The organism is Bernardetia aquimarina, from assembly GCF_042180575.1.
GTDB lineage: Bacteria > Bacteroidota > Bacteroidia > Cytophagales > Bernardetiaceae > Bernardetia.
Genome location: NZ_CP170094.1, coordinates 4,068,422 through 4,089,982, shown reverse-complemented (window position 1 = coordinate 4,089,982; position 21,561 = coordinate 4,068,422). Strand labels below are relative to the sequence as shown.

Here is a 21,561-nt window from a genome sequence, read left to right as displayed (position 1 = left end):
GTTTCTTAAATCTAACTTAATGTTGATTTACTCGTTCAATTACGCTCAATGGATGTTATCCTGTTTTTAGGAAAATTTTATCTTTTTTTCTTGAATAATATTGAATGGATAGCATTTTGTTTTTAAAAGATAGCTCAATTTCATCATTAATAGCTATTCCAATGCTATATTTGAGTTTTGTAAATGAATAATTTTATAAAAAATACACTATAAAACACCTTATAAAATAGTCAAACTATGCTAAATTTAGTTTTATTCGGCCCTCCTGGTGCAGGAAAAGGAACACAGAGCCAACATCTTGTAGAGCATTATAATTTGATACATATTTCTACTGGCGATTTGCTACGTGCAGAGCGAAAAGCAGGAACACCACTCGGAAAAAAAGCCGAAGAGTATATGACAAAAGGAAATTTAGTTCCTGATGAAGTGGTAATTGGAATGATAGAAAACAAACTCAAAGAAAATAAAGGTGCAAAAGGAATTATTTTTGATGGCTTTCCTCGCACAACAAACCAAGCAGAAGCATTAGATACTCTTCTCAACTCTCATAATGAAAGTATTGACGCTGTTCTTTCTCTTCATGTAGATGAAGAAGAATTAGTAACACGTCTTTTGGAAAGAGGAAAAACTTCTGGTAGAGTAGATGACCAAAAAGAAGAACTTATTCGAAATCGTGTACAAGTTTATCGTAACGAAACAGAAGTAGTCGCAGATTATTACAAAAAACAAGACAAACTTCATGTCATTGAAGGAGTTGGAGAAATTAGTGAAATAACGGCTGCTATTCGTGGTGCTGTTGAACAAGTAAAAGCTAGTTAATTTTTTGGTGGTTTTAAACTAAAACACTTTCAAAGACACTTTTTCATTCCAATAAAAAAAAGGTATCCAAATTTTATAAAATAGTTTATAAAACTTAGATGCCTTTTTTAGCAACCTAGAAATAATTATGACAGTATATTTGTCTTTGTATTACTTCTACAACTTAAAAGAAACTTGTTTTAGAAAGGATAGCTAAATATTTAGTTTCCCAAAATTTCTCAGAATTAGTAATTTCTAAATATACATTTCCACCTCTTTCTTCAATTCTGAACGAACCAGAAGGACGAGAAGGTAATAATTTTACTTTTTTGGCCTTCACATCACTTGCACTTCCAATTACAATCGAATTTACAGTACGAATATCGATAGCTGTAAACTTACTTTTTGCACGTCCGTCAGGCTCAAATCCTTTTTTATCATTGATGATAATATCCTTGTCTTTGAGTTCTTTTTCTGTACCTACTACATAATATGCTGTATTTGCTACTGTACGAGTATCTTCCAATACTACATTTGTAGAGTCCAGTTCATCAATTTTTCCAGAATAACGAGACTTCCAACCTTCTACTTCACCTTCTAGGTCAGCAATTCGTCCTCTCATTTGTGTGATTTCAGCTTCTTTGTCTTCCAAAGAACGTTTCAACATAGCAACGGTATTGGCAAGTGCTGAATTTTGTTGCCCTGACTCTTTTAGTTTACGTTCCAATTCAGCTACTTTAGCACGGTTGGCTTGCATCTGACGCTCAATTTGTTGCATGCCTTGATCGATACTCATACCTGTTGTGGCAGCATCTGCCCCACCACGCATATCTGAAGTCAGTTTACGTATTTTGTCTTCTACTTGGCGCATAGAATCCAAACGAACATAAATAACATTCATTTCTTGCTGCAAGTCAGCTTGATATAAACTATCTTTTTCTCTAGCACGACGTAGGTCTTCTACTTCCATAGCTAGTTTTTTCTCATTTTCACTAGGTCCTTTATCACACGAAGAGATAAAAAGAACACTAAAAAAGAGTGTAGCACAAAGTACTACATTATTAACATTTGATTTAAACATAATTCAAAGTTTTTTAGGGTTGATAATTGTTCTATCTTAAAGAAACAATAAAAAAAATTCCAAACAAAATTAACATAAAATTAGATTAAAAAAATTTTTCATAACCTATTTTTTTGATAGCTTGGAAAAATAAATACAAAAAACAAAACCAAATGAAATTTCATTTGGTTTTGATTAATTCATTAAAATTGCGTTTGTTTTTATAAGGCTTCTTGTTCTTGCTCTTGTTGTTGTACATTTAGGAGAGAGTCACGTTTACGCATCTTCCCAGCAGGAATACCAAACATCATTTTGAAACGACGGCAAAAGTAAGCTGTATCTTTATAACCAACCTCAACACCAATGCTACGAACACTCTTTTTAGAAGTACGAAGCAGTTCGACAGCTTTATCCATACGTTGATATTCGATATAATCTTGTGGATTGATTCCTGTCAAAAGTTTGAAATATTGCCCTACATAATCTTCTGAAACATTGGCAATACTAGCCAAAACTTTATTTGAAAGGTCTGTATCTAAATTTTCTCTGATATAGGTAAATAAATGAATAAGACGAGGATCTTTGAAATAAGTACTGTTTGTAGCTAATTTTTCTACAAACAAACGCTCTTCCAAAACAAAACGAATCATTTCTACGACTAATTTCTCTGTATTCAAGACAAGCATTCTTGAGCTACCAATTTTTTCTTTTGCTTCCTCTTCTACAATTTCTTGAATAAGGTCATTGATTTTTTTTGCATTCTTGAGAACAAAAGGAGGCAAATCTAGTGAAGTAAAGAAACTAACCGAACCAAAAACACGAGCATCTAAAACAACTTGAGAAAAAAGAGCTTCTCCGTCTTGGTCGTGATAGGTTTGAAGATGAACAGCATTTTTTTGAAGAAGGTCATCAGGAGAAATAATATCATATTTTTCGGCTTCTCCAAATGTTATTGTCGTATAATTACCTGCTGGTAAAAAGAGCGTTTCGCCTTCTTTTACTAATTCGTTTTTAGCACCAAAACGCATAATTCCTTTATGAAGAAAGATAAGTGAGTTATCAATATCATAAAAATGCTTGATACGCATTGGAATAGTAGCAACGGTTTGTTTGGCTCGCACAAATCGAATACTAAGCGATTCGATAATCTTATTGTAATCTTCCATAAATTAAGTAGATATTTCGTAAATGTTAGTCCATTAAATTAAAGAAACTAAGCTATAATGGGAATAATAAAAGGTATTTATGATTAACTATTTTTTGATTGAATTTATAAAAAAGCTATGATATAATGATATAATTTGAAGTAATTTTAATCTAATTCAGTAACTAAAAATAGTACTTTACTTTCTAAAAATAGGAATAAATCAGTAGCTTTCAAAATTTCATACTGCAATATAGTATAATTTTTCTAAAAATAATCAAATTTCAAGACTAAAAATTGGATTTTTCTGTGAGTATGTACGTTGTTTAATTATTTTTCTTGTTTTTCGACAAAACTATCTAATTCTCCTATTTATGACTAAGTTTCTTAGAGCCTTTTGATTTAGGTAGATTTAGTAGTATTTTTATCAAAAAATTTATGTGGAACTATTTTTATTTTATCGCATGATAGAATTTAGATACATCAACTAACCTTATATTTTATAAAACTATGGACAACCCATCAAACAAAAACAACCAAGAACAACAAATAAATATAGAATTAACAGAAGAAATGGCAGAGGGAACGTATGCTAATTTGGTTATGATAGCACATTCTCAAAGTGAATTTTTCTTAGATTTTGTAAGACTTGTACCAGGTGCGCCAAAAGCAAAAGTTCAGTCAAGAATTATCCTTACTCCTGACCATGCAAAACGCTTATTGCACGTTCTGAAAGATAGTGTTGATAAATTTGAGGCAAGTGTTGGCAAAATTTCAGTTCAAGAAGAAGCTAATCAATTTCCCTTAAACTTTGGGGGAACAGTAGGAGAAGCATAAAACAAAGTAAGAAGTATGAAGTCAGAAATACTAAAGTAAGAAGTCAGATTTTAGTAGTTAAAAGTAACTATAACTGCTTAATTTTGATTTTCTAATTCCCATTTCCCATTTTCTAAACCCTATTTTCCAATAAACTGTGCTTCAATTTTTTCGTACTTACGACCCTTTTCGTCTTCTGACGGTACTGCTTTTATTGCTTGGGCTTCGCTTGCCTCTACTTTTGAATATCTTTTTCGCTGATATTCCACTTCTGAGTCCTATTTTAGATTTTATGTTGGTCGGTGAGCGTGTAGCTGAAGGAAATAGTATTTATAAAGAAGTTTTTGCAGGCATTGCACCTTTTTCAGCTTGGTTTTATGCAAGTTTGGATGTGCTTTTTGGGCGTTCTGTGTTTGGGTATGCTCTCATCGGAACAGCACTTTTATTTCTACAAGCAATTATCTTCAATACACTGCTTGTACGAAGGGATTTTTTATTGGATAGGGGTTACGTTCCTGCTATGCTGTATGTCTTTTTTGGTTCGATTAGTTTTGATTATTTCAATGTTTCGCCTGTGCTTTTATCGCTTACTTTTTTGCTTTTGGTACTGCGTGAAATATTTACTCTTACTGAAAATACAGCCGACCAAACTCTTTTTACGATTGGTTTTTATTTGGGAATAGCTACTCTTTTTCACTTGCCTTCTAGCATTTTTCTATTTTGGGTAAGTGTTGGGTTGGGAGTTTTTCGTTCTACTTCATTTCGTCAGCATTTACTTGTTTTATTTGGTTTTGCCTTTCCTATTCTATTATTGGCTTTATATTTCTTTTGGAATGATAGTTTGATTGATTTTATAGTACAGTATATTAGTTCGATTTCATTTGCTCCAAAGTTTTATCTTTCTATTCAAGATTTTGTTATCATTTTGGCTTTTCCAACATTGTTTTTAGTGTTAGCTATTTTGAATATGTTCTCTGGTCGTAGTCTTACCAATTATCAGTCGTATTGTCGTCAGATGATGATTTTTTGGCTAATTGCTTCTGTGTTTAGTTTATTGCTTTGCAAATACTGGCTTCCTTTTCAGTTTGCTTTTTTCTTGCCTCCGATTGCTTTTTTTGGAACATATTATTTGTTTTCAATTCAAAGGAGATGGATTTCAGAGCTTCTTTTTTTGTCTATCTTGAGTGGAATTGGTCTTCAGCTTTGGGCTACTCGTACTACTATTTTTTACCCATTAGATTATTCAGAAGCTATTATTAAAAAATCTTCGGATTTTGATTTGAAAAATGAAAAAATATGGGTTTTTGGAGAAAACCACAGTTATTACCTTGATAATAAACCTGTTACGCCCTACTTAGATTGGAAACTAACACAAAAACGAATTGAGGAATTAAATGATTATCAAGCACTTTTATTATTTTATAATCAAATCGAAAAAGAAAAACCTCAATTTATTATCGATAACGAAAAACAACTCCCACCTCTTTTTGAGCGTATTCCATTATTATCTCAAAAATATTCTACCAAAGATTCTTTGATTTATGAATTGAAAAAATAAATTTGAATTTTAAACTCTACAATTTAAAAATGGATTCACAAAAATTTGAAATTGATTTTTTAGACCATGTAGCCATTCGTGTAAAGGATATAGAAGCCTCTGCTGACTGGTATAACAAAGTATTGGGCTTGAAGAAATGTCAATTAAAAGAATGGGGTAATTTCCCTGTTTTTATGTTGACTAATAAATTTGGCATAGCTCTATTTCCTGCCAATACAAAAGATGTTGTACTAGATTCTCAATCAAAAAATATTAAAATAGACCATTTTGCATTTAATGTAACTCATGAAAATTTTGAAAGAGCCAAAGTTAGATACCAAGAATTAGGTTTAGAGTTTACAGTTCAAGACCATCATTATTTTCATTCTATTTATACGAAAGATATTGATGGACATACCGTTGAACTAACAACGCTTGTTGTAAATACTAAAGAATTTTATCACAAACTCACAAATAATGAAAACCTCTAGAAAAGTAATTTTATTCATAAGTATGAGTCTTGATGGTTTTATTGCCACAAAAGAAGATGATATTTCTTGGCTTTCAATGGTAGAAAAAGAAGGTGAAGATTATGGTTATGATGAACTACAAAGTAAAGTAGATACATATATTGTTGGAAGCAATACTTACCAAACCATTCTTAAACTAACAAATGGCATATTTCCACAAGCAGAAATGTATGATTGTTATGTCATCACAAGACAAGAAATAACTAATGAAGGAAGAATTACATTTTATAATGGAGATATTGAAAAGTTAATTCAAAAACTCAAAAAAGAAGATGGAAAAGATATTTATTGTGATGGTGGAGGACAAATTGTAAAATTACTACAAGAAAAAAATCTGATTGATGAATATGTCATTTCGATAATACCAATACTTTTGGGAGATGGAAAAAGACTTTTTATTGGTGATATTGAAAAAAGAATTAGTTTAAAGCTAGAAGAAGCTAAAAGTTTTGATACTGGATTGGTGCAAATAAGATACAGGAAAAAATAATTTTTGTTATTTATTTAATAGATAGAATAATATCTTCTTCTATTATTTTTATTTTAGCAGGGAAAATGCCTGATGCACTTTCCCTACTAATCATATCGTTTGTAAAATTATAAAAGTTCATTATTAAACGTCTAACAAATGTCACAACTCACCCCCAAACTAGAAATAGAAATAATCAACCTCATCAAACAAAACAGAATAATAGAAGCTGTAAAACGTGTAAAGGAAATTACGGGTTTAAGTTTAAAAGATTCAAAAGAATATGTTGATAGCATAAAAAACAAATTATAAAAACTCAAAAAACTCCCACCAAACGATAACAATCCATTAGTGTAATACCATTGAGTTTGTGAGTTTTTTCTAAAAAATTCTACTTTTTATTTATAAGAAACTCCTTTTTTGCCTATCTTTGATTATAAAATTAGAAGTTAGAAAAGAATACTAGCATTTTTCATTCTTTCATAATTTATCACTCATCATTCATAATTCTGATTCATGTTTGCCTATCTCAACGGAAAAATAACGAAAAGAGAACCTTCCTTAGCTGTTTTGGATATTAATGGCGTGGGTTACGAACTCAAAATCTCACTTCAAACTTATTCTATCATCCAAGAAGGACAACCTTGTAAACTCTTTACTTATTTGAGTGTAACTCAAGATTCGCAAGAGCTTTTTGGATTTGCGACAGAAAGTGAGAAAAAAATGTTTTTACAGCTTATTAGTGTTTCGGGTGTGGGACGAAATACAGCTTTAGTAATGCTTTCGGCAATGAATGTTTCCGAACTTGCAAACGCAATTATTAATAATCAAACTTCTGTTATTCAAAAAATAAAAGGAATTGGCAAGAAAACCTCTGAACGTTTGGTTTTAGATTTGAGAGATAAATTAGCAAAAGAAGGATTCCAATTAGAAGACGAAAATGGAATGAGTAGCGCACTCAAAGAACAAGCATCAAATGCACTTACCAGTTTAGGATTATCAAAATTAGTAGCTGACCGAACTATAAATGCTATTTTGAAAAAATACGGCACAGATCTTTCTTTAGAAGAATTGATAACATATAGTTTGCAAGAAGGATAATTTTTCAGTTATCAGCAACCAGTTGTAATTCCTTGTATTTGTATTTCTCTTCAATCTCTTTCTACTCTGTGGTTCAAAAATTGCATTTTTATTCTCAGTGTTCAAAACTGTATTTCCATTCTCCAATCTCTAAAACCCAACCTCTAGAAATTAATGAAATTTTTTATCCTATTTATTACTTTTTTTCTTATTCATTTTTCATCCAATGCTTTCTCTTCTTTTATATCAAAAAAAGATTCCATTGGCTTAGAGCGAAAAGGAAACCATCTATATATCAAACACAAAGTAACGATTGGAGAAGATATTTATAAAATTGCTAGAAAATATGGCGTAAATAAAGAAACATTGATTACACTCAATCCAATTGCTCGTTATCCATTAAAAGTAGGTCAAATTATATATATTCCACACACTCAAACGACATACAGAATCTCACAACTCAAAGGCTATAAAGTTCGTCCAAACGAAACTCTTTTTTCTATTGCTGCAAAGTTTCAAACCGACGTAAAAACACTCAAAGAACTCAATGAGCTTTACTCTGCTCAAATCCAAACAGGACAAGAACTTTTGATTCCCTATCCAAGTAATCATCAAGATTTATATGCCATTCCTGCCAATGCGTATAGTGCAGCTAAAGACCCAAATAAAAAAAATGAGACTCAACATAAATATCACACAGTAGTAAATGGAGAAACTCTTTATTCTATTTCTCAAAAGTATAAAGTAAGTGTCGATAGTTTGAAAAAAATGAATGATAATCCTTCTGGACAAATAAAGGCAGGACAAAAAATAATTGTAGGAAAAGGTGAGAAAACAGAAGAGGTTTTGATTGTTGCCAGTGCTTCAAGTAATCAAGCAAAAAAAGGAAAAGCTCATTCAGAATCAGGAGTTTGTCATGTTACACTTGACACTGATAGACTAATAGGCTTACACCGAACAGTTCCGAAAGGAACATTAATCAAGGTACATAATGAAAGTACAGGACGTAGCGTAACAGTTGAAATTAGAGGTAAAATTAAGAATCTTGATAGAAATAAAAATGTTGTTATCATTATTAGCCATGAGGCTGGACGACGATTAGGTACAATGAGTAAAGAACTGCCTGTTTATTTAGATTGGTCAGAATAAATATACCTTAACCTTCTTATCAGAAAAAGATTTCTATAAAATTTGTGTAATTTTGAGCAGTAGAAAACAACCTATGAGTCGTTTCTACTGTTTTTTATGCCTACCCTTACTTTTCCATCAAATAATACATAGCAAATAGTTTAACAAATCATATTTTTATAAATGAAAAAATCCTTATTATCTAGTTTAGTCTTACTTATATTATTCTTCGGAAGTTTCATTCCAAGTAATAAGAATGATATAAAAGACGGTTCTAAAATTGAGTTTACGGAGTTTACACTCAAAAATGGCTTACACGTAATTTTACATGAAGACCATTCTGTTCCACTTGTGGCTGTTACGGTTCTTTATCATGTGGGTTCGAAAAATGAAGAACCTAATCGCACAGGTTTTGCTCACTTTTTCGAACATTTACTTTTTGAAGGTTCTAAAAATATCAAGCGTGGAGAATTTGATGATTATATCGAAAACTCGGGTGGAATGAATAACGCAAATACCACTTATGACCGTACTTTTTATTATGAAGTAATGCCTTCTAATCAATTAGAATTAGCTCTTTGGTTGGAATCTGAACGTATGTTACATGCACGAGTAGATAGTACAGGAATCGAAACACAAAGGCAAGTTGTAAAAGAAGAACGTCGTCAGCGTATCGATAATCGTCCTTATGGCTCTCTTTTAGAAGAAACATTAAAAAGAGTTTATACTAAGCATCCTTATAAATCTTCTGTAATTGGTTCGATGGAACATTTAGATGCTGCCGAAGAAATTGATTACAAAAGTTTTTATGAGAAATATTATGTTCCAAATAATGCCGTAGTGAGTATTGCTGGAGATATTGATATTAAAACAGCGACAGCATTAGTAGAAAAGTATTTTGAAGGAATTCCGAAAGGAAAAAAAGTTATCCAACCTCAAATTGTTGAACCTCCTCAAGTGGAAGAAGTGCGTGATACTGTTTATGATAACATTCAACTTCCTGCCGTGATTCAAGCATTTAAAGTTCCTGCTCGTGGACAAAGTGATTATTATGCTACCAAAATGTTATTTACACTCCTTTCTGATGGCGAAAGCTCAAGACTTTCAAAATCTGTAAAAGATGAACAACAAAAAGCTGTTTTTGTAGGAGCTTTTCCTTTAGACTTAGAACAAAACCCAAGTGTTGCTCTTGCTTTTGGAATTGCCTCAATGGGAGTAAATCCATTAGATTTGGAAGCTGCTATGGATGGGGAATACGAAAAAGTAAAAAATGAATTGATTGAAGAAAGAGAATTGCAAAAACTCAAAAATCAATTCGAAGCAAATTTTTATACTCAAAATAGCACTATTGCAGGAATTACTGAAACATTGGCTGATAATCACGTTTATGGAGGAAATGCAAATCTTATCAATACCGAAATTGAAAATTATATGAAGGTAACAAGAGAAGAAATACAAGAAGCTGCCAAAAAATATTTAGTTAAAGAAAACAGAGTTACACTTCATTATTTACCCAAAACAAAGTAAGAAGTATGAATGCAGAAGTAAGAAATAATACAATTATATTAAAAGTATATTCTGTGTTTCCTCCGTGTTCTCTTTAAACTCTGTGTTTAATAAAATAAAATATAGCCGTTGTTGGTGTCCTCACCAATAACATAAATATAAAAAAATGAAAAATAAATTTATTCTAAGTATTGCTCTCCTAATGGCATTCTTATTTACTCAATGTACACCTGTTCCTTCGGGTTCTACTGGAAAATTAGACCGAAGTAAAGCTCCAAAAGCTGCTCCAGCTCGCAAAGTAGAAATTACAAAATCTAAATCATTTACATTAGATAATGGTTTGCAAGTATTTGTCGTCGAAAATCATAAACTTCCACAGATTTCTTATTCTTTAGTTGTCGATTATGACCCAATTATGGAAGGAAAGCGTGTCGGAATGCTCAACATGTTTGGTTCTATGCTTCGTCGTGGGACAGAAACACGCAGCAAAGAAAAGTTAGATGAAGAAATTGATTTTATGGGAGCAAACCTAATTACCTATTCAAGAGGAATTTATGCTTCTTCTTTAAAACGCCATTCAGATAACTTACTTTCTATATTTTCTGATGTTCTTTATAATCCTTCTTTTTCTGATGAAGAATTGACAAAAGTAAAAAATGAAGCCTTATCAAATCTTCAATCTTTACCTTCTAGTCCAGAACAAATTGCAAGTAATGTAGTGGCAAAAGTAAACTATGGAAATAATCATCCTTACGGAGAAGTAGAAACAGAAACTACATTGAATGCCGTCAAAAATGAAGATTTAACAGACTTTCATCAAACCTATTTTCGTCCAAATGTTTCTTATTTAGCTATTGTAGGTGATATTACATTGGAAGAAGCCAAACAACAAGCTGAAAAATATTTTGCTAAATGGGAGAAAAAAGAAGTTCCTACCACAAAATTTGACTCACCAAAAGCAGCCGAAAAACCACAAGTAGCTATTTCGAATCGTGCTGGAGCAGTTCAAACAGTTATTAATATTACTTATCCTGTTTTTTATCCATTAGATAACGAAGACTATGTAGCTGCAAAACTAATGAATGGTATTTTGGGAAATAGTGGTTTTGGTGCAAGACTTATTCAAAACCTTCGTGAAGATAAAGCCTATACGTATGGAGCATATTCTTCATTAAGCCCTGATGAACTTTCTTCTTCTTTTAGAATGTCAGCAAGTGTCAGAAATGACGTTACAGATAGCGCAGTTGTTCAATTTCTTTATGAATTGAAACGTATAAAAGACGAACCTGTTTCTCAAAAAGAATTAGATAGAGTAAAAGCAAGTGCTATTGGTTCTTTTGTTCGTTCTTTAGAAAGTCCTCAAACAGTAGCTAATTTTGCCATTGATATTGCTAGATATGATTTATCGTCTGACTTTTATAGTAATTATATTCAAAAAATAAATGCTGTAACAGTAGAAGATATTCAAAATGCAGCTAAAAAGTATATCAAACCAGAAAATATTACGATTGTAGCTGTAGGTGACCAAAGTATTCTTATAGAAAAACTTGCTCCTTTCGGAAATATTCAAATCTATGATGCCTTTGGAGAAATGGCAGCACAAGCCGACCAACGTATTTTGATAGGCATGACTGCTGACAAAGTAATCCAAAATTACTTAGATAAAATTGGAGGTAAAAAATGGAATGAGGTTACTTCAATGGAAAAAGAACAAACAATGAGTATTGCAGGAATGCAAATGGAACAAAAAATTTATGTTCAAAATCAACAAAAGGTTGCTTTGGAAGTTGCTAAAATGGGAATGAAACAAATTTATAATGGAAAAAAAGCCTATTTAGTAATGCAAGGAAATACACAAGAACTTCCAGCAGAACAAACAAATAGCATCAAAGAACAAACTTTTATCAATCCTTATGCTCAATATGACAAATCAAATGGCTATACCATTGAGTTAGTAGGAGCGCAAGTAGTGGAAGACAAATCTGTATTTGAAGTCAAAATTACACACAAAGATTATGGAGAGCGTTTACAATATTTTGACCCAAAAACAGGATTATTGATTAAAGAAGTTTCGGCAGAAGGTGAAATGATGATAAAAGACTATCGTAAAGTAGGAAGTACAAATCTCTTAGTGCCTTACAAAATGGAAGGAAACTCTCCACAAGGTGCATATAAAATTGAAGTAAAAGAGGTAAAGTTTAATCCTACTCTTGATGCTAAAATATTCATGGTAGAATAGGTTTTTATCTAATAACCCTACAAGAAAAGTTCTAGGAGAGTAGTTTTGAACTACTCTTTTAGAGCTTTATTTTTTTGAAATACTTATTGTACTCTGTGTTTTAGCACTTTTTAGATAGTTCAAAACATTTCGACGAATGCTATTCAAAGGGAACAATAATTGTAACACATATCTGAATGTGTTTAGAAAGAACACCCAAACTCATAAAGAAACTTTAGACAAGTATTTTTATTAAAGTCTACTTTAGAAACAAAAAATTCCTAATAAAATCCTATCTTTACTTAGCAATAGCAAAAATAGCAATCCCACAAACTTAATTTACTTTGTAGATTATAGAGTTAGGTTTTGATAATTTATTCAAACTCTGTTCGTTTGTTGTGTGGTATTTTTTATTTTTTTCTGTATTTTCAAGATACTATTCAATATGCTATTCAATAGAATCGTTAATTAGTAAAAAATGAATCCGAAAAAAGAGATTCATTTTATTATACAGTCTTTATTATTTTTACAATTAAACTGGATAGATTATTCATTTCCTTATTTTAATCTAAATTGTATCTAATTTTTGATATTATTTTTTGCAATTCCTGTCTATCTGAATAATCTGTACTACTGAATTTATAAATAAGTTAAAATAGTAATTAAAATATAATTTGATTATATATTATGCGTAACATACAAGTTTTACTCCTTTCGTTTTTTATTTTTATTGGTCTTACCCTCGTCAGTCATTCTTCGTATGCACAACTTCTACAAGGTATTGTTACGGTAAATAATGGAGCATCTATTAGCAATGACCCAGAAGGACGAGTTATTTTGAAAATTTTTGCTAAAGGAGCAAGTGAAATGCGTGTTAGTAATAATGCCAGTTTTATTGGCGCACGTTGGGAAGCCTTTGAAGGACAAAAAAGTTGGCGTTTAGATGCTCGTGAAGATGGAATCAAGACAGTCTATGTACAATTTAGAGATGGTTCGGGTTCTCTCGTTTCAGACCCAACTGTTGCACAATTAGAACTTGACCGTAGTCCTCCTACCAATCCATCTATTAATATTAATTCGGGAGCAGAATATACAAATGCTAGAGATAGAAAAGTATATTTGCAGTTATATTGCGATGAAGCCTACGAAATGCAGATTAGTAATAGAAGTGATTTTCAAGATGCTCCTCGTTGGTATCCTTACAAAGAAACAATACAAGGATGGCCTCTTACAGGAGGAGAAGGTACTAAGCATGTGTATGCTCGTTATAGAGATTATGCAGGAAATATTTCTGCAAGTGCAATTGATACCATTATCGTTGATCAAACTCCTCCCAAAGGCAAGTTTGAAATAAACGATGGTGCTAAGTTTACTACGTCTCGTAATGTAAAATTACAATTCAATGCTGAGGGAGCAAGTGATATATCTATTCAATCGCTAGGAACATGGGTTCCTTATCAAAAAGAAATGGACCTTGAGTTACCTGCCGAACAAGGTCCTCAAGTAGTAGCTGTAAAATTTAGAGATAAAATGGGTAATCAATCCAAACCTGCTTTTGCACGCATTATTTTAGATTTAGAAGCTCCTTCTATGCCTAGAATATTAGTCAATGGAGGAAATCGTTATACAAAAAGTCATAATGTAAATATTCGTCTTTCTGCCATTGGTGCATCTGAGATGATGGTAAGTAATGACCCTAATTTGCATGGTGCAGAATGGCAACCCTATCGTTATCTACTTCCTAGTTGGACATTTGATGTAATAGATGGTGAAAAAATAGTATATGTGAAGTTTAGAGATGAAGCTGGCAATGAAACGGATATAAAATCAGATAAAATTATCCTTGACCAAGGGCAACCAACAGGAGGAAAAATCAAAATTGTTTCGAAAGAAGGTATAAAAGGAATAACTAACAATAAAGAAGGATTAGTAAATCTTGAGCTTTCTGTAGAAGGAGATGATGCTCGTTATATGATGGTTAGTAACACTGAAAACTTCTTTGAAGGGCGTTGGGAAATTTATAGGAATAAAGTAGAAGATTGGAAACTTGCAGTAGGAGATGGAGAAAAAGCAGTCTATGTAAAATTTAGAGATAGAGCAGGAAATGTTTCTACACCTGTTTCTGATAGAGTAATTTTAGACCTTACACCTCCTATTGATACACGTATAGCCGTTGAAAAAAACTCAAAATATGTACAAAGCACTTCGGTGGCTGTTAATTTATTTGCTCGTGGAGCAAGTGAAGTCATGTTGGGTAAATCAGAACAGTTTACAGGAGGAACTTGGCAAAAATATGCAGAAGAAATAAAAGGATGGCAGCTAGAAGGAGAAGACGGAAAAAAAGTAGTCTATGCTCAATTTAAAGATGAAGCTGGAAATATAACTCCTCCCATTAGCACAGAAATTATTTTGGATAGAGTAGCTCCTCAAAACCCACAAATCAGAATCAATAAAGGAGATAGTGTTACCAATAATCCTAATAAGGTTGTTTTACTACAAGCAAAAGCTGATGGAGCTATAATGATGCAAATAGGAATGGATGCAGCCTTTAGTGGTAGCCGTTGGATTAATTATCAAGCAGGAAAAAATGTTCCCTTTGCATTACCAGGGGATGATGGAATGAAAGAAATTTTTGCTCGTTTTAAGGATGAAGCAGGAAATATCTCGGAAGTTGTTTCTCAAAAAATTCTTCTTGACCGTACTCCTCCTATTGTTGGAGAAGTAAAAATCAATGAAGGAGATAATGGAACAAATATACAAACAGTAGATCTTATATTAAATGCACAAGGAGCAACACACATGATGTTATCCAATCGTATTGATTTTCCAGATGCTCAATGGGAATCTTACAATACCTCTAAAAAGTTTACCTTAGTAGGAGAAGACGGAATCAAATTTGTTTTTGTGCGTTATAGAGATGGAGTAGGTAATATTTCAGAAATTGCTTATGACAGAATTGGTCTTGACCGTACAGCACCAACAGGAGGAGAAATTAAAATTAATAAAGGTGCAAAATATACAACCAATATCAATAAATATGTAACACTTCAACTGCGTGCAAAAGGAGCAAATGAAATGCGTATTGGTAAAAGTGAATCTATGGATAGTGCGTCTTGGCAACCTTTCAAACCTATTATAATGAATCATATTTTAGCAGGAGAAGATGGCGAAAATAAAGTATGGGTACAATTTGGAGATAAATCTGGTAATCAGACCGAGCCAATTAGTGCAAGTATTATTTTAGATAGACAAGCACCATTTGGCGAAGAAATTATCATTAATGGAAGTGAGCCTTACACCAACAAACACCAAGTCAAACTAGATATAATGGCAGAAGAGGCTTCACACATGATGATTAGTAATATGAGAGGATTTCCACCTCCTGCACGTTGGGAGGAATACAAAACATCTACTAATTGGACAATATCAGGGGCAGATGGTTATAAAACGGTCTATATAAAGTTTAGAGATGAGGCAGGTAATCAATCTTTTGTGGCTAGTTCTCAAATTTTATTAGATACTCAACCACCACAACCTGGAATTATTAGAATCGAAGGAGGAGAAACTCGTGTCAAAGACAATCAAGTAACACTTCTTTTCAATGCTCGTCAAGCCAATTATATAATGGTTTCGAATTCAGCAAAATTTGATGATGGAGCATATTGGCAAGAATATACAGATAAATTAGATTGGGTACTCACTGGTGGCGAAGGCTACAAAAGAGTATATGCTAAGTTTAAAGACACAAGTGAAAACGAAACAGGAATTATCTTTGCTGAAATAACAGTAGAAGGTTTTTAGAAAATAAAATGCCTAGTTTGTATTTTCATAACTAATATTTACCCTACAAAAAGGACTGTTTTTTTATTAATTCAGTCCTTTTTTCTGTTTGTAATATTTGTTTTTTATGTATATTTGAAAACGCTATTCGTTCTTTTTTTTGAATTGGTGGTGTTTTTTGTCTAATTACAAAACTATAAATATCTAAATGAGTGGATTTCAAAATGAGAATGATATAATGGAAAGAAAAAGAATTACAGCATCAGAAATTTATGATTTATTGCTCAATCAATTTAAAATAAAAGAACAGATTGGAAGTATTGAGATAAAATTAGGAGGAATTTCTGCAAAATATAATGGGAAAGATGCGATAGGCGATCTTTTACAAGAATGGTTGCGTGAGTGGCTTGTATTGAATAATTTTTATTTTAGACAAGCTAAAAATACACAAGCGTTTCCAGATTTTTTACTTTCAGAGAGCGACAATTCAGATTTTTTAGAATTAAAAACTTTTCATGCAGGAGCTAGTCCAGCTTTTGACATTGCTAATTTTGATAGTTATTGTACTTCACTTTTATTGATTCCAGAACGCATAGAAGCTGATTATTTAATTTTTAGTTATAAAATGGTAGATTCAGTTTTGAGTATAGATAATATTTGGCTCAAAAAGGTTTGGGAAATAACAAGTCCTTCAGGAAAAGACCCTATAAAAATGCAAGTAAAACGAGGTCAAATTTATAATATTCGTCCTTGCACTTGGTATTCTAGTCGTTTGAAAAATTTACCTTTTCAAGACAAAAAAGAGTTTGTCAATGCTCTTGCTGAAACCTTTAAATTTTATCCTCAATGTGATAAGTACAAAGAAAATTGGTTAGAAAAAGTATCTACAAGCTATTTTGCAAATACAGGATTTAAACTTTAATCCTATCTTTATTAAAATCAGATAATTTTTCTGAAACTTCGTTTTTACTTTGTAAACTATCCAAAATACGTTCAGAAACAGCTTTAACAACAGAAACAACAACTGTATTTCCTAATAAATCAAAAGCTAATGTTTTTTTCAATGGAATTTCATAATTTTCAGGATAACCAAACATTCTTAATCCTTCTCTAATCGTCAATTTTCGTATTCCTTTTCCATCAACAACAGCAATTTTTATCATATCTGTTGCTACTAAAGTAGGTGCAATTTCTAAAGGATTCAAAATTTTATTGACCTCAAAACTTAGCTTCCCTGTTACAATATTATATCCTTTCTGTTTTGTTTCATCATAAACACGAGAAGAAATAATTCCATTTTCTGTAACTTCCTTAACTAGCTTTTTTGGATATTCAAATTTCAAATATCCTTTTTCTACCAAATCATCTAGCATTTCTTCAAGCTGCTCACTATTATTTTCTTGCTTGTTCGTATTAAACAACTCAAGTTTGGAAGTAAGATAAAAAGATTCTATTTGCTGCAAAGTAAGAGGCATTCCGTCCATCCAATCAATTCCAATTTCGGCAGCCCATTGTTTTCTTCTGCGTTCTTTAAATAAGCGATTCAATAAATTGATTTGTTCTTTTGTACATTCTCCTTTCAAACCAATATCCCAACTATGAATATTATTTTCGCCTCCTCGTTTGTCTTTTATAGATTTTCCATATAATTCTTCAACTTTAAAGTGAGAAAGTAATTTTTTGGTAAAATCTGTTTCTAATAAAGGTTTATTTGTTTCTAAAATATCATTTAAAATAGCGTGTTTTTCTTCAAAATTATCTAAAGAAATTTGACAATTCTTTGTACCCACTATAAAAATTCGTTTTCTTGATTGTGGAACTCCAAAATTAAGACTATCCAAAACTTTCCACGACACTTGATAACCTAATTCTTCTAATTTGTATAAAATGGTTTTTAATGTTCTGCCTATTTCATCATGTTTGTTTTCTAAATCGTGCTTTACCAAACCTTCTACATTTTCCAAAATAAATCCTTGTGGTTTGTGATACTCTAAAATCCGTTCAATTTCAAAAAATAACGTCCCTCTAGTATCAGCAAAACCCTGACGTTTTCCACTAGAACTAAAAGGCTGACAAGGAAAACCTGCAAACAAAAAATCAAAAGAAGGAATATCCTCATTTTTTACATTAAAAATATCGCCTACAAAATTCTCTTCATTTTCATAATGATGATTGTGTTTTAAAGTTTGGATAGCGTAAGGCTTTATTTCAGAAGTCAAAACACATTCTGTTTTTATTCCTTTTTCCCTACAAGCTTCTTCGAAACCCAAACGAATTCCTCCTAATCCTGCAAATAAATCTATAAATTTCATGCAAATAATTTTAACTGTTCTACTTTTTCTATTAGTTCTGTTTTTGTAGTGTCTTTTTGTTCTACAATTTTTCTGTTGTTGCTAACTTCAAGAGGTTGTTTATTGATTCCTTTCAAAAAATGTTCAATACAAAGAGGTTATTTTAATGCGTTTGGCTACACAAATTTACTAAATTTTTGATAAAAAATTAGCTTTTTGTTGGTTTTATTAGCAAGAAATAGCTAAAGCAATAATTTTAATTTTTACTGCTTCTTTTTGTATATTGTAAACACTATTAGTTCTTTTTTGAATTGGTGGTGTTTTTGTGATTATTCAAATACGAATTGAGTTCAATTCAATAGGGCAATCAAGTTATTATTAACTAACAGTAAAATTGTATGAAAGGTCTAGAAAGTTTCGTGCTAATAGCTTCACTTATTTTTATTTCTTTAATAGTTCTATGGGTTTACTATAAGAATAAAGAAGCTGAACGAAAAAAGAAAGAACTTGAAGAGGCTAGAATTGAACTAGAAAGAAAGAACCTTTTCGATTATTTTGAAAGTAAAATTGATAAAATTAAAAATGCAAATATAGAATTTTCAAAACATATAAATTTTGAAACTGGTTATTTTGCAAATTATCAATTAACAGTTTGGCAAGATAAACAAAGGTCTTTACTGAGTGAAATAAAAGGAAAACGTTTTGAGGATATTAAGCTCTCAACAGAAAATGTAAAATCAATAGAAACATTCATAAATTATTTTACTAACTCTAATAAATTACGAGACAATTTCAATAGAGATTTTGTAAAACAAGAATTAAATAATTATAGCGAATTTTTTGATGATATAGAAGGTAGGAAACTTGATATTCAGCAAAGAACGTCAGTTGTAACAGATGAAGATAATAATATAGTTATAGCTGGTGCAGGTTCTGGTAAAACAACTACTATTGTAGGCAAAGTGAACTATGTTATTAATCGTTACAAAGTTAATCCAGATGAGATATTATTGATTTCTTATACTAAGAAGTCAGCGAGTGATCTTTCGGATAGAATTAATAATGAAGAAGTAGAGGTAAAAACATTTCACAAATTTGGTAAAGATATTATAGTACAAGCAGAGAGTAAACAGCCAAGTATATTTGAAGAACAGCAATTTAGATTACTACTTGAAAAATATTTTAATGATTTAATAAAAGATACAAACTATCTTGAAAAATTAACAAATTATTTTGTCAATTTTTTAAAACCTATAAAACTTCAATCTGACTTTGCTAACAAAGGAGAATACATTCAGTATATAAAAGACCAGAATTTTAAAAGTTACAAAGCAAAAGCAATTTGGTCTAATGGTAAAAAAACATTTAGAATGGAAGCTGTAAAAAGTATTGAAGAATGTAAAATTGCTAATTTCCTTCTGTTCAACGGTATTGATTATGAATATGAATTTCCTTACGAATATGACACAGCAAACAAGTCATATAGACAGTATAAACCAGATTTTACAGTAAAGCAGGATAATAAAAAGATTTATATTGAACATTTTGGTATTTCAAGAGATGGAAGTGTTCCAAATTGGTTTACTGGCGATGATTATCTCTCAGCAACTGAAAAATATCAAGAGGGCATGGAATGGAAAAGAGAACTTCATGAAGAAAAGGGAACTATATTAATTGAAAGTTACAGTTATGAAATGAATGAAGGCACTTTATTTGATAATCTCGCAAAAAATCTTTCTGATGTAGGAGTAATTTTTAAACCTAAATCTCCAGAAGAGATTTGGGAAATTATTTCTCAAAATGCAGATAATGAAGTAAAAAATCTTATCGCTCTGTTTGGAACTTTCATAACACTTATGAAGTCTAATAATTATTATATTACTGATGTGAGAAACAAAAATAATAGAGATAAGGATAATTTAATTAGGCAAAGAAATTCATTGTTTATTGAAATCATAACACCAATATTTGAACGATATGAGGATCATCTGAAAGAAAGAAACGAAATTGATTTTAGTGATATGATTAATAAGGCTTCTGAACATATAATAAATGGCACTTACGATAAAAAATTTAGTTATATAATAATTGATGAATTTCAAGATATTTCTATAGGAAGATACCAACTTATAAAAGCTCTTAAAGAAAAAAATCCTTCTTGTAAAGTGTTTTGTGTAGGAGATGATTGGCAGTCAATTTATCGCTTTAGTGGTAGTGATATTTCTTTGTTTAAAGAGTTTGAAAACTATTTTGGTTATACAGTAAAATCAAAGATTGAAACAACGTACCGTTTTCGTGAACCATTAATATCGTTTTCAAGCAATTTTATACAAAAAAATCCAAATCAAGCTCAAAAAGAACTCAAAGGTTTATTAAATCAAGGAAATACTGAATACAACATTCGTTATTCTACTACCAGCAATCAAGATGATACAATAGTACTGAAAAATATATTTGATGACCTATTAATGTTGGATGAGAATATAGGAGAAAAGGAAATTATTATTCTTGGAAGATATAGATTTGATATAGATAGAATTAAAAATGAAAAAAATATTTTTCAGATTGATAAGAATGATTCAACTATTTCTTACACGACAAAAATTTTTGAAGGAAAGAATAAAAATATTCAAGCTAAATTCATGACAGTTCATAAAGCGAAAGGACTGGAAGGAGATATAGTTATTGTACTAAATTGTAATTCAGGTAAGTATGGTTTTCCTTCTGAAATGTCAGATGATTTGGTTTTGAATCTTTTATTAAGTGAAGCAGACCAATTCGAAAATGGAGAAGAAAGACGTTTATTCTATGTCGCTATGACTAGAGCAAAAGAGAAAATTTATTTTGTTGCAGATAGCTCTTTTAAGTCAAAATTTATTTCAGAGTTAGAAGTTGAAAGTGGCAAATCTTCGGAACGTAAATGTCCAGAGTGTATAACAGCGGATGTTTTACTAAGACGTTCAACTGTTGCCTCAAATGGAAATACTCGTAATTTTTATGGTTGTTCTAATTATTTGTATGGTTGTGAATATAACAATGTAGAATGGATAAATGATGTAGAAACCTTTGAATAAATTACTAAAATAAATGATTCTCTTCCACTTGTTCGTAGTATGATGCTAAGAACAGAAATAAAAGTATAACGTGTAAAGAAAAAGCTATATTCTTTACATGTTACGCTTTTATGTAAAAAAATTGAGGATT

General features: G+C 31.1%; 16 protein-coding genes. 13 read left to right on the top strand and 3 right to left on the bottom strand.

The genetic code is table 11. From position 1 onward, the window contains the following. Positions 1 to 237 precede the first annotated feature (237 nt). Positions 238 to 819, top strand: a complete 582-nt coding sequence (locus ACE193_RS17490; protein ID WP_375559514.1) for an adenylate kinase — start codon at positions 238 to 240, stop codon at positions 817 to 819. A gap of 163 nt (positions 820 to 982) precedes the next feature. Here the strand turns inward: ACE193_RS17490 and ACE193_RS17485 are convergent, their stop codons facing one another. Both ACE193_RS17485 and ACE193_RS17480 read right to left on the bottom strand, forming a co-directional pair. Beyond that, entirely contained in the window at positions 983 to 1,879 is an 897-nt protein-coding gene (locus ACE193_RS17485) for a hypothetical protein (protein ID WP_375559513.1), read from the bottom strand. A gap of 200 nt (positions 1,880 to 2,079) precedes the next feature. After that, complete coding sequence (locus tag ACE193_RS17480) at positions 2,080 to 3,024, bottom strand: helix-turn-helix domain-containing protein (protein ID WP_375559512.1); 945 nt, start codon at positions 3,022 to 3,024, stop codon at positions 2,080 to 2,082. A gap of 488 nt (positions 3,025 to 3,512) precedes the next feature. Here ACE193_RS17480 and ACE193_RS17475 point away from each other — a divergent pair, with 488 nt between their 5' ends. The 11 genes from ACE193_RS17475 to ACE193_RS17425 all read left to right on the top strand — a co-directional run bounded on the left by ACE193_RS17475 (position 3,513) and on the right by ACE193_RS17425 (position 16,988). Then, positions 3,513 to 3,839: a DUF3467 domain-containing protein gene (locus tag ACE193_RS17475; RefSeq protein ID WP_375559511.1), complete on the top strand. Its 327-nt coding sequence runs from the start codon at positions 3,513 to 3,515 to the stop codon at positions 3,837 to 3,839. A 136-nt stretch (positions 3,840 to 3,975) separates the two neighbouring features. Next, positions 3,976 to 5,376, top strand: a complete 1,401-nt coding sequence (locus tag ACE193_RS17470; RefSeq protein WP_375559510.1) for a hypothetical protein — start codon at positions 3,976 to 3,978, stop codon at positions 5,374 to 5,376. A 29-nt stretch (positions 5,377 to 5,405) separates the two neighbouring features. Continuing rightward, the gene (locus ACE193_RS17465; RefSeq protein ID WP_375559509.1) at positions 5,406 to 5,846 is read left to right on the top strand and encodes a VOC family protein; all 441 of its coding nucleotides are present in this window, start codon (positions 5,406 to 5,408) and stop codon (positions 5,844 to 5,846) included. After that, complete coding sequence (locus ACE193_RS17460) at positions 5,833 to 6,375, top strand: dihydrofolate reductase family protein (RefSeq protein ID WP_375559508.1); 543 nt, start codon at positions 5,833 to 5,835, stop codon at positions 6,373 to 6,375. The genes ACE193_RS17465 and ACE193_RS17460 overlap by 14 nt, the downstream gene beginning before the upstream one ends. 138 nt (positions 6,376 to 6,513) lie before the next feature. Next, a complete protein-coding gene (locus ACE193_RS17455) occupies positions 6,514 to 6,666 on the top strand; it encodes a ribosomal protein L7/L12 (protein WP_375559507.1) in 153 nt (50 codons plus the stop codon). Between the two features lie 204 nt (positions 6,667 to 6,870). Further along, positions 6,871 to 7,455: a Holliday junction branch migration protein RuvA gene (gene ruvA, locus ACE193_RS17450; protein WP_375559506.1), complete on the top strand. Its 585-nt coding sequence runs from the start codon at positions 6,871 to 6,873 to the stop codon at positions 7,453 to 7,455. Between the two features lie 153 nt (positions 7,456 to 7,608). Continuing rightward, complete coding sequence (locus ACE193_RS17445; RefSeq protein ID WP_375559505.1) at positions 7,609 to 8,583, top strand: LysM peptidoglycan-binding domain-containing protein; 975 nt, start codon at positions 7,609 to 7,611, stop codon at positions 8,581 to 8,583. 162 nt (positions 8,584 to 8,745) lie between these two features. Then, positions 8,746 to 10,089, top strand: a complete 1,344-nt coding sequence (locus tag ACE193_RS17440) for a M16 family metallopeptidase (RefSeq protein WP_375559504.1) — start codon at positions 8,746 to 8,748, stop codon at positions 10,087 to 10,089. Positions 10,090 to 10,234: 145 nt separating this feature from the next. Next, positions 10,235 to 12,307 (top strand): insulinase family protein, encoded by a 2,073-nt coding sequence (locus ACE193_RS17435; protein ID WP_375559503.1) that lies wholly within the window; start codon positions 10,235 to 10,237, stop codon positions 12,305 to 12,307. Between the two features lie 666 nt (positions 12,308 to 12,973). Continuing rightward, the gene (locus ACE193_RS17430) at positions 12,974 to 16,087 is read left to right on the top strand and encodes a hypothetical protein (protein WP_375559502.1); all 3,114 of its coding nucleotides are present in this window, start codon (positions 12,974 to 12,976) and stop codon (positions 16,085 to 16,087) included. Between the two features lie 187 nt (positions 16,088 to 16,274). Then, on the top strand, positions 16,275 to 16,988 hold the full coding sequence (locus ACE193_RS17425; RefSeq protein ID WP_375559501.1) for an NgoBV family restriction endonuclease: 714 nt from the start codon (positions 16,275 to 16,277) through the stop codon (positions 16,986 to 16,988). Here the strand turns inward: ACE193_RS17425 and dcm are convergent. Beyond that, positions 16,978 to 18,378 carry a DNA (cytosine-5-)-methyltransferase gene (gene dcm, locus ACE193_RS17420; RefSeq protein ID WP_375559500.1) on the bottom strand — a complete coding sequence of 467 codons (1,401 nt, stop codon included), beginning with the start codon at positions 18,376 to 18,378 and terminating at the stop codon, positions 16,978 to 16,980. The genes ACE193_RS17425 and dcm overlap by 11 nt on opposite strands. A gap of 377 nt (positions 18,379 to 18,755) precedes the next feature. Here dcm and ACE193_RS17415 point away from each other — a divergent pair, with 377 nt between their 5' ends. After that, positions 18,756 to 21,431, top strand: a complete 2,676-nt coding sequence (locus tag ACE193_RS17415) for a UvrD-helicase domain-containing protein (RefSeq protein WP_375559499.1) — start codon at positions 18,756 to 18,758, stop codon at positions 21,429 to 21,431. Positions 21,432 to 21,561: the final 130 nt, after the last annotated feature.

Bases quoted from the DNA above. Each gene is read 5' to 3' on its own strand.
- ACE193_RS17480 (WP_375559512.1), bottom strand. From the start codon at position 3,024: ATGGAAGATTACAATAAGATTATCGAATCGCTTAGTATTCGATTTGTG.
- ACE193_RS17440 (WP_375559504.1), top strand. From the start codon at position 8,746: ATGAAAAAATCCTTATTATCTAGTTTAGTCTTACTTATATTATTCTTC.
- dcm (WP_375559500.1), bottom strand. From the start codon at position 18,378: ATGAAATTTATAGATTTATTTGCAGGATTAGGAGGAATTCGTTTGGGT.
- ACE193_RS17415 (WP_375559499.1), top strand. From the start codon at position 18,756: ATGAAAGGTCTAGAAAGTTTCGTGCTAATAGCTTCACTTATTTTTATT.
- ACE193_RS17465 (WP_375559509.1), top strand. From the start codon at position 5,406: ATGGATTCACAAAAATTTGAAATTGATTTTTTAGACCATGTAGCCATT.
- ACE193_RS17435 (WP_375559503.1), top strand. From the start codon at position 10,235: ATGAAAAATAAATTTATTCTAAGTATTGCTCTCCTAATGGCATTCTTA.
- ACE193_RS17460 (WP_375559508.1), top strand. From the start codon at position 5,833: ATGAAAACCTCTAGAAAAGTAATTTTATTCATAAGTATGAGTCTTGAT.
- ACE193_RS17490 (WP_375559514.1), top strand. From the start codon at position 238: ATGCTAAATTTAGTTTTATTCGGCCCTCCTGGTGCAGGAAAAGGAACA.
- ACE193_RS17485 (WP_375559513.1), bottom strand. From the start codon at position 1,879: ATGTTTAAATCAAATGTTAATAATGTAGTACTTTGTGCTACACTCTTT.
- ACE193_RS17455 (WP_375559507.1), top strand. From the start codon at position 6,514: ATGTCACAACTCACCCCCAAACTAGAAATAGAAATAATCAACCTCATC.
- ruvA (WP_375559506.1), top strand. From the start codon at position 6,871: ATGTTTGCCTATCTCAACGGAAAAATAACGAAAAGAGAACCTTCCTTA.
- ACE193_RS17430 (WP_375559502.1), top strand. From the start codon at position 12,974: ATGCGTAACATACAAGTTTTACTCCTTTCGTTTTTTATTTTTATTGGT.
- ACE193_RS17475 (WP_375559511.1), top strand. From the start codon at position 3,513: ATGGACAACCCATCAAACAAAAACAACCAAGAACAACAAATAAATATA.
- ACE193_RS17425 (WP_375559501.1), top strand. From the start codon at position 16,275: ATGAGTGGATTTCAAAATGAGAATGATATAATGGAAAGAAAAAGAATT.
- ACE193_RS17445 (WP_375559505.1), top strand. From the start codon at position 7,609: ATGAAATTTTTTATCCTATTTATTACTTTTTTTCTTATTCATTTTTCA.